This window comes from Kitasatospora sp. MBT63 (genome assembly GCF_000710465.2).
Lineage (GTDB): Bacteria > Actinomycetota > Actinomycetes > Streptomycetales > Streptomycetaceae > Kitasatospora.
In genome coordinates this window covers 1-12218 of record NZ_JAIZ01000683.1, presented here as the reverse complement: position 1 = coordinate 12218, position 12218 = coordinate 1, and the positions used below count along the sequence as shown (strand labels likewise).

Sequence of the window (12218 nt, the reverse complement as noted above, 5' to 3'; positions counted from 1 at the left end):
CCACCCACCCGGCCGGCTTCACCGACCTCCACCTCGGCCCCGAACTGACCGCCGCCGTGGACCGGTTGGCCCGCACCGAACGCTGCACCCCGTACATGGTGCTGCTCGCCGCCTACCAGATCCTGCTCGGCCGCTGGAGCGGACAGGACGACTTCACCGTCGGCACCCCGCTCGCCGGCCGCGGCGAGAGCGCCCTCGAAGCGCTGATCGGCTACTTCACCCGGACCGCCGTGATCCGCGCCGACCTCACCGGCGAACCGGACTTCCGGACCGTGCTGCGCCGGGTCCGGGCCGCCACCATGGACGCCCTCGCCCACCAGGACGTACCGCTGGAACGGCTGGCCGCCGACCAGGGCGCCGGACCCGGCGAACTGCCGTTCCGCACCCTGTTCATCCTGCAGAGCCAGACCGAGGCCGACACCGCCCGACCCCAACTCCCGCCCGGCGTCGAACTGATGGCGCTGGACTCCGGCTTCGCCCGGGCCAAGGCCGACCTGCTGCTCGACTGCTGGCGCACCGCCGACGGCCTGACCTGCTCCTTCTCCTACGACCTGGAACTCTTCGACCGGGCCACCGCCGACGCCCTCGCCCGCCGCTACCGCACTCTGCTCACCCACGCCACCACCGACCCGCTCACCCCCGCCCACGGCGACTGGCTGCTCGACCGCGACGAACGCACCGCCCTGCTCGCCCGCGCCACCGGCCCCGCCCTGCCCGCCGTCCGCCGGACCCTGCTCGAACGCTTCGCCGAACAGGTCGCCCTGCGCCCGGACGCCCCCGCGCTCGCCCTCGGCGACTCCACCCTCGGCTACGCCGAACTCGACCGCCGCGCCACCCTGCTGGCCGCCCGGATCGGCCCGCTGACCGGCCGGGTCGCCGCCGTCGCCCTCACCCCCTCGTACCAGCTGGTGACCGCACTGCTGGCGGTCTGGAAGGCCGGCGGCGCCTACCTCCCGCTGGACACGGCCCAGCCGGCCGAACGGCTGCGGCACCTGGTCGCGGACGGCGGCGCGAGCCTGCTGCTGGCCGACGCCGACACACCCGACCTCGGGATACCGCGCCTGGACCCCGGCGAGGGTCCCGGGGATCCTTCCGCCGCACCTGCCGGACAGCCGCCCGGCGCCCCCGCCGACGCGCCCGCGTACGTCCTGTTCACCTCCGGCTCCACCGGGCGGCCCAAGGGCGTCGTGGTCGACCACGGCGCACTCGCCGACCGGATCGACTGGATGGCGGGCAGCGCCGACGGCGGCTACGGGCTCGGACCCGGCGACCGGATCGTCCAGTTCGCCTCGATCGGCTTCGACACCCACGCCGAGGAGATCTGGCCCGCCCTCGCCTCCGGCGCCACCTGCGTCCTGCTCCCCGGCGGCGGCCGCACCCTGCCCGACCTGCTGCGCAGCGACGCCGGCCGGCAGATCACCGTCCTCGACCTGCCGACCGCGTACTGGCACGAACTCGTCCTGCTGGAGGAGGAGTTCGACTGGCCGCAGCGGCTGCGCCTGGTGGTGCTCGGCGGCTCCGCGGTGGAGGCGGGCCCACTGGCCCGCTGGCACGCCCGGCACGGCGGCCGGATCCGGCTGGTCAACACCTACGGCCCGACCGAGGCCACCGTCATCGCGACCAGCGCCGACCTGACCGCACCGGACCCGGACCCGGCGGCGGCCCCGGCCGCCCGGCCGCCGATCGGGCACCCGCTGCCCGGGGTGCGCTGCCACGTCCTCGACCGGCAGTACGGGCTGGTCCCCGACGGCGGCGAGGGCGAACTCTTCCTGGCCGGCGCCGGACTGGCCCGCGGCTACACGGGCCGCCCCGACCTGACCGCCGACCGCTTCCTGCCCGACCCGTACGCACCCGAGCCCGGCGCCCGGATGTACCGCACCGGCGACCGGGTCCGCCGCCGGGCCGACGGCGCACTGGAGTTCCTCGGGCGCACCGACACCCAGGTCAAACTGCGCGGGTACCGGATCGAGCCCGGCGAGGTCGAGGCCGCGCTCACCGCCCACCCCGCGGTCGCCCACGCCCTGGTCCTCGTCCGGGACGGCCGGCTGCTCGGCTACGCCGTCCCCGCGCCCGGCGCAGCACCCGCCGAAACCGCCCTGCTGGCCCACCTGGCCGAACGGCTGCCGGCCTTCATGGTGACCGCGAGGATCACCGTGGTCGACCGGATCCCGCTCACCGTGAACGGGAAGCCGGACCTGTCCGCCCTGCCCGACCCCGGGCCCGGCACCGGCGCCGCCGGGGGCAGCGGGTCCGAGTACCTGGCGCCGCGCACCGACGCCGAACTGCTGGTCGCCGAGATCTGGGCGGAGGTGCTCGGCATCGACAAGGCCGGGGCCCTGGACGACTTCTTCGCGCTCGGCGGTGACTCCCTGCGGGTCACCCGGGTCGCCGCCCGGATCCGCTCGCTCGCCGGGCTGGAACTCACCATCCGCGAGGTCTTCGAACATCCCGTGCTCGCGGACCTCGCCGAACGGGTCGAGGCCCGGCTGATCGCCGAGATCGACGCCCTGACCGACGCCGAGGCCACCGACCGCCTCGCCTGACCACCCCTGACTACCCTAGGAGCGCACCATGTTCGCCGTTGTCATCAACGACGAGGAGCAGTACTCGGTCTGGCCCGCCCACCGCGAACCCCCGGCCGGCTGGCACCCCGAGGGCACCCGCGGCACCCGCGAGGAGTGCCTGGCCCGGATCGCCGACATCTGGACCGACCTCCGCCCCCTGAGCGCCCGCCCCTGACCCCGGGCCCCGGGGTCCCAGCGGGGCGCGGGGAACTGCGCGAGTCGGGAGGAGCGGCGTTGGAGCGGGCGGCGCTCCTGCAGTCGGCGTACCGGGCGGCCCGGCAACTGGACCTGGCGTACCCGCGGCAGGACCCGGCCGTACGGCCGACGGCGCTCGGCAACGCCCACCGGGCGCGGCTGTTGGCCGATGACGCCCGCGACGCGCTCGACCAGGCCGTCACCCTGGCGGGCGTCGGGCTGGTGGCGGCGTGCGCGGGCCTGCCGCTGCTGGTGCCGGCCGGCTGGTGGGTGCTGCTCACCCTGCTCCCGGCCGCCCTGAGCGCCCTCGCGTACCGCAGCGCGGTGGCGGTGCACTCGGTGCCGGTCTACCGCGCCGCCGTGCAGGCCGCTTTCGACCTCCACCGCTTCGACCTGCTGCGGGCGCTGCACCTTCCGCTGCCCGCGGACGCCGACGCCGACGCGGAGCGGGTACTGGCGGAGGGGCTGTGCCGGTCGTGGAACCGCGCCGCCCGGTTCCCGACCGCCTACCGGGGTCCCTGTCGGCACCTCCCGCGGGCGCCGCCGGAGTCGTGTTGCGGTTGTCGAATACCCGTCATATCTCCCGTGTGCAACGGAAGTTGAGAGATCTACCAAGTGTCGATCGGAGCATGGTCGGCTTTGCTAGCGTGAGGATCCGGCGAGGCCGAGCACCGGGGGGTCCGGGGTGGTGGCCGCGCCGGGACCCGGGACGCCCGCGGGACGCGGCGACCACCAACCCACTCGGATGAGCACAGGGGACATCTCGCTGTGAGCAGCATCAGGGAACAACTCGACGAGGTGCTCCGGAGGCGGGGCGAGTACCGGCCCGTGGTCGAGGAGGAGATCGACCGCTGGACCCGGATCGGGCAGCTGGTCGCCACGCTGGGCGAGGCCGCGGCCCCGGACCTCGCCGGCGAGCCCGACCCGGCGCAGCCGGTCCTCGGGGCGCCGGACACGGCGGAGATGGCCGCCGCCGTCGAGGACTGCCTCGCGGTACTGGCCACCGTCCGCGCCCGGGTCAACCGCGGCACCGTCAACATCGGGGTCAGCGGCCGGGCCCGCAACGGCAAGAGCACGGTGCTGCAGGCGCTGTCCGGACTGGACGACCGGCAGATCCCCAGCGGCCGGGGCCAGCCGGTCACCGCGGTCCGCAGCCGCATCTACCACTCCGCCACCGACCGGGGCGCCCGCCTGCGGATGCACACGGCGGCCTCCTTCCTGGCCGAGGTGATCGCGCCCTACCACGCCGAACTCGGGCTCGGCCGGGCCCCGCAGAGCCTGGAGGAGTTCGCCCGGCACGGCTACGGGCACGTCGCCGACGGGCTCGGCCCGCAGGACAAGCCACGGCTGGCACCGGTGCTCGCCCGGCTCCAGGAGGCGCAGGAGGCCGTCGAGAGCTACCGGCCGTACCTGACCGGCGAGACCAGGACCGTCGATCTCACCGACATCCGGCAGTGGGTGGCCTACCCGGAGCCGTCCGCGCAGGCGGCCCGCCCGTACCTCGCCGTCCGGGACGCCGCCATCACCTGCGCCTTCCCGCTGGAGGACCTGACGGCGCTCGGGCTGGTCGACATGCCGGGCCTGGGGGAGCTGGTGCCCCGCGCGGAGGAGCACCACCTCGACGGGCTGCGCAACGACATCGACTTCGTGATCGTGGTGAAGCGGCCCACCGACACCAACTCCATGTGGGCCCAGGAGGACGCCCGCGCGCTGCAGCTCATCGGCAGCGTCTGCACGACGGCCGACGTCCGGGACTTCGCGCTGGTCCTGGTCAACACGGGCGGCTGCCTGCCCGAGAACATCGCCGCGCTGCAGGACGACCTCGACAAGCGGCTCAACAACGCGTCCGGCGGCCGCGGTTACTGGGTGGTGGCCGCCGACGGCGCCGACCGCGACGCCGTCCGCGACCAGGTGCTGCGGCCCGTGCTGGAACACCTGGCGCTCGCCCTGCCGCGGATGGACCGGGCGGCCATCGAGGACGCGGTGCGGGTCTGCGAGGAGCACGGGGAGCGGATCGCCGAACAGGCCGCCGCCTGGGCACAGCGGCTGCGGGCCGCCGCCGTGCCGACCTCCACCGAGCAGTCGATCGCCCGGGCGGAGGAGCTGCGGGCCGAGGTCGCGGCCTCGGTACAGGGCTGGGTCGACACCCTCAAGGGCCGGGCGGCCGACGACTTCGAGGACACCGAGTTCTACGAGCGGATCACCGAGGTCCACCAGGAGGTGCGTGCCTGGGTGCTCGACGGCTTCGGCCAGGGCGCGGACGCCTGGCGGCAGCGGGCGCTCAACCGGTTCCGGGTCGACCGGGCGTCGCTGCCGTTCGCATCGGCCGAACTCAACCGCATCCGGGTGGAGATGGCCCGCCGGTTCTCCGCCGTCGACAGCCTGCTGAGCCGGCGCCGCGACGAGTACTGGGCCGGCCTGGCGGCCGCCCTCGGGCCCCGGCTCACCCTGCTCGTCGAGGACACCGCCGGCCCCGCGCAGCACGTGCTGTCGGAACTGGCGGCCGTCCTGCGGGACGCCCCAGAGCCGTGCCCGGAACTCGCCGAGACCCTGGGTTTCGCCCTGGACGTCCGGCTGGACTACCGCACCCGCGCGCTGCCCCGGGTCCGCCGCGCGCTGGAGGTCCTGCTCCCGGAACCGGACGATCCCGCGCACGACAGCGGACCCGCGACCCTGCTGTCGGTGCCCCGCACGGACGAGGGCGCCGGACTGCTGCTGGAGCGGATCACCCAGCTCGCCCGGCAGGCCGCGTACGACGCGCAGGGGGTGCTCGCCCAGGAGCCCGGGACCACCGCCCAGGTGCTCTTCGCCTACGGCGAGCAGTTCGAGGACGCCTTCGTGCGGGCCGAGTCCTCCGAGGCGGAGTTCCGCCGGCTGGTGGCCGGTTTCCAGGACCGGCTCTGGCCCGGTGACCGGACCGGCCCGCAGGCCGTGTCGGCCCGGGTGCACCGGCTCCGGCACCTGGTCGCCGAACTGCGCCGGATGACCGGCGACGCGCGGGCGCAGCGCCCTGAGACCGAGAGGAGGACACGTTGACGCTGTCGTTCAAGGCGTCGATGGTGGGGCCGTCGAGGGTCGGCAAGACGACCCTGATCACCGCCATCCTCGCCGAGACGGAGACCATGCTGGCGGGCAGCGGCATCAGCCTGGCCATGGGGGAGGAGACCGAACTGCGGGTCCGCCGCAACCGCCGGAACCTCCGACGGGCCGTCGAGGGACGGGAGTTCGAGGCGAGCTCGCTCGGCGGCACGCAGTCGATGGCGCTGTACGACGTGAGCCTGCAGGCGGTCGGGGACAGCTCCGTGCAGATCCCGTTCAGCATCCTCGACTACCCGGGCGGCTGGCTCGACCCCGACACCCGCCCGCAGAGCACGGCGGCCAAGGAGAGCTGGGCCGCCTGCGAGGCGCACATCACCGAGAGCCTGATGCTGCTGGTCCCGGTGGAGGCGGCGGTCCTGATGGAGGCGGTCACCCCCGCCCAGCGACGGGCCGCGGTCGACCTGCTGGGCTTCGAGGACGTACAGGCGATGGCCCGCAAGTGGGCCCAGGCACGCAACCAGCCCGAACACCGCGAGGAGCCGGCCGTCCTGGTCCTGGCCCCGCTGAAGTGCGAGAAGTACTTCGACGACAACGGCGGCCAGGGCCGGGAGTCGGCCCGGCTGCGCGAGCTGGTGCGGGAGAAGTACCGGGAGACCGTCGCCGTGGTCAACGCCGAGGCGAAGAACCGCGCCATCCGCGTGGTCTACGCGCCGATCGACACCTACGGCTGCGTGGACCTGATCGAGGGCGAGTGGATCCAGACCGTGGACGTCTACGGCGACCCCGCGCTGGACTTCCGCGGACACTACCGGTTCCGGGAGATCCCGCCGGTGGTCCGGCCCAAGGCCGCCGGGACCGTGATGCAGGAGCTGTGCCGGTGCGTGGTGGCCGGACAGGACGTGGAGGAGCGACGACGCGCCGCGGCGGCGGTCGCGGTCTACCAGCAGGCCCTGGAACGCAAGGTCGAACCCAAGGGCTTCTGGGGCGCCGTGGACTACTACGTCTCCGGCGAGGCGCTCGCCAACCGCAACACCCGGCTGGACAGCCGGCAGACCATCGTCGCCACCGCACAGCGCCAGCAGCAGCTGAAGGCCGTCCTGGAACGCATCGCGAAGGAACCCGCGGACCAACGAGTGGAGGAATGGTGAGCGGCCGAGCCCGCGCCTACCTGATGACCCGCGGCACCCCGCGGCGCCTGGACTACGCCTTCCTCGGTGACGCCCCGCCGCAGCCGTGGTGGGAGGCCGTCGCACCCTGGCAGCTCGCCGAGGACGCCGAACTCGTGGTCCGCCGCACGGCCGGCCGCACGGCCGTCATGCTCAGCGGCATCCCGTCGGGCCGGACCGACGTGGTCGGTACGGCGATCCGCCACACGGTGGTGGTGGACGACGTCCAGGACGACCCCGGGCTCGCCCGGTGGCTGGTCCGGTGCGGACTGGAGGAGGATGCCAGGACCGGGCTGGGCCGGGCCGTCGACGCCGCCTTCGACGCCGAGCTGGTCGACTCCCTGCTGTCCGGGGCGTCGCAGGACGTCGCGCAGCGGATCCTGGACGCATTGCGCGAGGGCGTGGCGGGGAGCGGCGAGCCGGCGCCCGAGGACGGGGACCTCAACGGCTCGTGGGCGGGCGCGGCCGGTGACGACACCGCGGTGCGGGCGTTCCGGGCCCGCACCCGGCAGCTGGTCGACGGCGGGGCGAGCGGGTACGCGTTCACCACCCACCTGCTGGACAGCGCCGACGGCGCCCGGCGGGCGGCCGCCGAACTGCGGGAGGACGTGGCCGTCCTGCTGCACGAGGGCCGGCTGGGGGGAGTTGAGCGCCTGGGAAAAGCCGAGGGCCCGGGCCCGGTCCGGGACACCCTGGCACCGGGGGTGCTGGCGGCGCTGGTGGGGGCGGTGCTGCTGGCCTTGGCGGTACTGGTCTGGCTGATGACCTGACCGTCCGGATGGAGGCGCTGCGGGCGCCGCTGCGGGCCCACTCCGGTGACTTCCACCTGAGCGTCGACCTGCCGTCCGGGCCGCAGCACTACGCGCTGACGGCCACCCGGATCGCGCTGCCGACCGTCACGGGAACCGCGCACCGGTACAGCCGGCAGCGGCTGGTCGCCGGGGTCGTCCTCGCCTCGGGACGCTGGCGGGAGCTGGTCCTGCGCAATTCCTCCGGCGGAGAACTCCGGGTCCCGCTCGACCGGCCGGCCCAGCCGAAGTGGGTGGCCGCCGTGGTGTCGGCCGCGGAACGGCACATCACCGGGGCACCCTCGCTGAACGAACACCTCAACCGGCTCCTCGACACCACGGCCGCGCAGCTGCGCCCGGCCGAGGACCTGTGCGACCGGCTCGGACGGTCGGACCGGCCGGGCGACGCCCTCGTCCACGCCGAGGCGCTGTGGCTGCTGGCCAGGCTGCTGCTGATCGTCGGGGACACCGCCGAGGCGGTCGCCCGTAGCGACGAGGGGTCGCGCCGCCTGCTCGCCGCGGGCCTGCTGCCCGGTCCGCGGGTGCGTGAAACCGGGGAGGCCCTGGCCGAGGCGCTGCGGCTGCACGCGTGGCCGGTTGCGGCGGAGCGGATCGCCGCCGCGCTCCGGGGTGACACGCACTGACCCGCCCGGCCCGTCACCGGGCGGCGGGCCGGGCGCCGCGGGCTCAGCCGCAGGCGGCCTCCAGCGCCGCCACGAAGTCGGCCGCCAGCGCGGTGATCACCGGCTCGTCGAAGGCCAGCGAGTTGTACTGGAGCCAGCACCGCAGGCTGCCGTCCGGCTGCTCGACCACCGTCAGCTCGGGGACGCCGAGGTCGCCGCCGGGCAGCGGCCACGGCACGGTGCTGCCGCGCGGCAGCTCCCACGGGCCGCACTTCAGGCCGGGCAGCTGGGCGGGCGCCGCCCAGGCCTCGTACCGCAGCCAGGCGGCGAACGGCGCCGCCGGGCTGAACTCGGCGAACGGGTACAGCTGGTGGTCGAGTGCGGCGGTCGCGGTGGCCCGCAGCCGGTCCAGCAGTTCGGCGAAGCCGGGGCGGCCCGAGGTGTCCACCCGCAGCAGCAGCGACTGCACGAAGCAGCCGACCACCCGTTCGGCCTCCGGCCGGGGCCGGCCCGGCACCGGGGTCATCACCACCAGGTCGTCCCGGCCGCTGCGGGCCGCGAGCAGCCCGGCCCAGGCCGCGGTGACGGCGAGGAACGGGGTGCCGCCCAGCTCGGCCGCCCGGGTCCGCAGCGCGGCCGACCGCTCGGCGCCGAGGGTGAACTCGTGCCCCCGGGTGAGGACCTGGTCCACCGTCCGGCGGCCGGTGAACGGCTCGACCGCCGCCGGGGCGCCGGCCAGCGCCGCGGCGAAGTGCTCCCGGGACGCGGGCCAGTGCGCGTTCGACCACTCGACCAGCTCCCGGTAGTCCGGGCCGGAGCGCACCGGAGGTGCGCTGCGCCCGCGCCGCAGCGCGGAGTACAGCACCCCGAGGTCGGACAGCAGTACGCCGACCGACCACCCGTCACCGACCATGTGGTGCACGGCCAGCAGCACCACATGGTCCTCGGGGCCGCGGCTGACCACCAGCAGCCGGGCCATCGGGTCGCGCGCCAGGTCGGTCAGCCGGTCGCGTTCGGCGATCAGCAGGGCGTCGGTCTCGGCGTCGCTCGCACCGGGCGCCTCCAGCAGGGTGATCCGGGCGTTCGGCCGCTCGTCGAGGACCGCCCGGACGACGCCGGGCAGCCCGTCGACGGGTTCGAAGCGGGTGCGCAGCGCCGGGTGCCGCCGGACCGCCTCGGTGAGCGCCCGGCCGAGCACCTCCGGCTCCAGCCGGTCGGTGACGTGGAACAGCGCGCACACGGCGCCCGCGTCCCGGCCCGGTGCCTCGGCCATCCAGCGGAAGAAGTTCTCCTGCTGCGAGCTGAGCGCGACGGCGTGCGGCTGGGCCCGCAGCGCGGCCAGGTACGGCGTGACGGTGCCCGCCGCGGGCGCGTCGCCGCCGGCCGGGGCCGCCGGCCGTCCCGGTGCGTCGAGCCAGGCGGCCTGGGCGCGCAGCGAGGGCCGTTCGAAGACCAGCGCGGTACCGGCCGCCACCCCGAACTCCTCGGTGATCGCCGCGGCCAGGTGCACCGCCCGGAACGAGTCGCCGCCGAGCGCGAAGAACTCGGCCGCCACATCGGTGACCGGGCGGCCCAGCAGCCGCCGCCAGATCGCGGCCAGCCGGAGCTCGGCCGGCGAGGCCGGGGCAGTGGCCGGCCCGGCCGGCTCCCGGTCGAACAGCGGCCGCAGCCGGTGCTTGACCACCTTCCCGGTGGGGTTCCTGGGCAGCCGGTCGGTGGTGACGATCCGCACCGGCAGCTCGGGGCGGCCCAGCCGGGAGCCGAGGAACACCCGCAGGGCGTCCAGGTCGAGGCCGTCCGGCCCGGGCACCACGACCGCCACCGGGACGGCGCCCATCACCGGGTGCGGCAGGCCGAGCGCCGCCGCGTCGGCGACCTGCGGGTGTTCGTGCAGCACCTCCTCGATCCGCAGCGTGGAGACCTTCAGCGCACCGGACTTGATGACGTCGCTCTCCCGGTCGACCAGGTACAGGTGGCCGTCGGCGTCCAGGCGTCCGAGGTCGCCCATCCGCACCCAGCCGTCGCGGAACACGGCCGGCCCGCCCGCCGGGGCGCCCAGGTAGCTGCGCGGCGGGCCGGGCTGGCGCAGCCACACCTCGCCCACCTCGCCGGCCGGCACCGGCTCCCCGGCGGCGTCCAGCACCCGTAGGTCGCCGGGGTCGGCCGGGCGGCCCACCGAGCCGGGCCGGGCGGCGTCGAAGACGGCCGAGAGCTGGGCGGGTGCGGCCTCGGCGGAGGTGTACGTGTTGACCAGCAGCGCGCCCGGCAGGGCCGCGGCCAGCGCGGCGGCGACCGGCGTGGGCAGGGCGGCGGCCGAGGAGCTGACCAGCACCACGCTGGACAGGTCGTGCCGCCGCGCGGCACCGGAGTTGAGCAGTTCCACCGCCATCGAGGGGACCAGGAACACCGTGCCGACCCGGAACTTCTCCACCGCCGCGCCGAACTCCTCGGCGTCGAAGCGCGGCAGGCTGAGCACGGCCGGGGCGCCGGTGAGGGCGCCGAGCAGCATCACCTGTCCGGCGTTGGTGCCGATCGGGAAGGCGTGCAGTGCGTGCCGGGAGTGCGCGTACGGCCGCGGGCGCGGGCGCAGGGACAGCCCGGCGGTGAGGTTGCCGTGCGCGGCGAGGACGCCCTTGGGTTCGCCGGTGGTCCCGGAGGTGCCGATCACCTGCGCCGGGTCCTCGGGCCGGACCCGGTGCGGCGGGCCGTCCGGCACCCGCGGGTGCCGGGCCAGCAGGGCGTCCAGCACCAGGTCGGCCACACCGGGCAGGGCGGGCGCGGCGGGGCTGCGCAGGGTGTGGCCCGCGTCCGCGAGCCGGGCCAGCCGGGCCGCGTCGGGCTCGCCCAGGTCCTCCCGGACGGGCACTGGGACGCCGCCCGCGTACTGGACGGCGAGGAAGGCGACGGCGTACCGCTCCCACTCGTGGTTGCCGAAGCGCAGCGCGACCCGGCTCCCGGGGACGACCCCCGCCGCGGCCAGTGCGGCGGCGGCCCGCAGGGCGTCCTCGCGCCACTCCCGGTAGGTGACGGCGCCGCCGCCGAGGACCTGCAGGGCGACCCGGTCCGGGTGCTCGGCGGCCCGGGCGTCCAGCAGTTCGGGGACGGTCGGGGCGGACGCGGCGGGGTGCGCGGTGGGGGTGATGGCGGGCTCCAGGTGCGGCTGGGCGGACATCTGCCGTGCCGCCCCAACTCCGTTGCGTGGTCAGCGTACTGACGGTTCGTGGCGCCGGGGCCGGCGGCTCCGCTATGGTCTGGACCAATGGACGGGCCTCGCGAGCGTACCGGCCCTGTGTCGCGCCTGTGTCGCACTCCCGTGCGGCACCCGCCGGCCCGCCGACCCGTGCCCGCCGACCCGTGCCCGCCGACCTCAGGGAGGAGCGTCACCGTGCCCACCGCCGCCGGACTCCACCTCGCCGACCTGCTCGCCCGCCCCGGCCCGTACCGCACGCGCTGGGTGCGCCAGGTCGCCCGGGCCACCCCCGCGCCGGTCAACCAGGCCGCCGTCACCCGGGTGCTGGCCCAGTGGCTGTGGGCCAACGGCGAGGGGGAGGAGAGCGAGATGCTGCCCCGCACCCTGCGCGACCGGGTCTCCCGCGCCCTCGGCGGACGCCTGCTGTCGGCCGGGACGCTGCGCCTGTTCGCGGCGGCCTTCGGACTGAGCGAGCAGGACGAGGCGCGCCTGTGGTCGCTGCTGGACGGCCCGCCCGGGCCGCAATCCGATTGCGCACCCGCGCGGCCCGGTGGCATCGTCCCGGACATGACCACCCCGACACCCTCCGCCACCCCGCCACCCTCCGCGACGCCCCCGGCGGCCCCCGCTCCGGCCCCGGCGGCCCCCGCTCC

At 75.8% G+C, this 12218-nt stretch carries 8 protein-coding genes and 1 pseudogene; 8 read left to right on the top strand and 1 reads right to left on the bottom strand.

The features are described from left to right. The 7 genes from AA75_RS35875 to AA75_RS35845 all read left to right on the top strand — a co-directional run. A partial coding sequence (locus AA75_RS35875; protein ID WP_051814031.1) for a non-ribosomal peptide synthetase occupies positions 1-2543 on the top strand: 2543 nt, incomplete at its 5' end. Between the two features lie 28 nt (positions 2544-2571). Continuing rightward, on the top strand, positions 2572-2739 hold the full coding sequence (locus AA75_RS35870) for an MbtH family NRPS accessory protein (protein ID WP_033824581.1): 168 nt from the start codon (positions 2572-2574) through the stop codon (positions 2737-2739). 59 nt (positions 2740-2798) lie between these two features. Continuing rightward, positions 2799-3362 (top strand): hypothetical protein, encoded by a 564-nt coding sequence (locus AA75_RS35865; RefSeq protein ID WP_033824580.1) that lies wholly within the window; start codon positions 2799-2801, stop codon positions 3360-3362. A gap of 165 nt (positions 3363-3527) precedes the next feature. After that, on the top strand, positions 3528-5795 hold the full coding sequence (locus tag AA75_RS35860) for a hypothetical protein (protein WP_033824579.1): 2268 nt from the start codon (positions 3528-3530) through the stop codon (positions 5793-5795). Beyond that, on the top strand, positions 5792-6946 hold the full coding sequence (locus tag AA75_RS35855; RefSeq protein ID WP_033824578.1) for a hypothetical protein: 1155 nt from the start codon (positions 5792-5794) through the stop codon (positions 6944-6946). The genes AA75_RS35860 and AA75_RS35855 overlap by 4 nt, the downstream gene beginning before the upstream one ends. Next, positions 6943-7734 carry a hypothetical protein gene (locus AA75_RS35850; protein WP_149038577.1) on the top strand — a complete coding sequence of 264 codons (792 nt, stop codon included), beginning with the start codon at positions 6943-6945 and terminating at the stop codon, positions 7732-7734. The genes AA75_RS35855 and AA75_RS35850 overlap by 4 nt, the downstream gene beginning before the upstream one ends. Positions 7735-7742: 8 nt before the next feature. Further along, positions 7743-8396 (top strand): hypothetical protein, encoded by a 654-nt coding sequence (locus AA75_RS35845; protein ID WP_033824576.1) that lies wholly within the window; start codon positions 7743-7745, stop codon positions 8394-8396. 43 nt (positions 8397-8439) lie between these two features. Here the strand turns inward: AA75_RS35845 and AA75_RS35840 are convergent, their stop codons facing one another. Continuing rightward, positions 8440-11547, bottom strand: coding sequence for a class I adenylate-forming enzyme family protein (locus AA75_RS35840; RefSeq protein ID WP_051814030.1), 3108 nt, complete (start codon positions 11545-11547; stop codon positions 8440-8442). Positions 11548-11760: 213 nt separating this feature from the next. Here AA75_RS35840 and AA75_RS35835 point away from each other — a divergent pair. Next, positions 11761-12218: pseudogene (locus tag AA75_RS35835) on the top strand (hypothetical protein); the annotation flags it as partial.

What these genes read in the sequence shown, in the direction of transcription:
- AA75_RS35870 (WP_033824581.1), top strand. Translation starts at nt 2,572, where the DNA reads ATGTTCGCCGTTGTCATCAACGACGAGGAGCAGTACTCGGTCTGGCCC.
- AA75_RS35845 (WP_033824576.1), top strand. Translation starts at nt 7,743, where the DNA reads ATGGAGGCGCTGCGGGCGCCGCTGCGGGCCCACTCCGGTGACTTCCAC.
- AA75_RS35840 (WP_051814030.1), bottom strand. Translation starts at nt 11,547, where the DNA reads ATGTCCGCCCAGCCGCACCTGGAGCCCGCCATCACCCCCACCGCGCAC.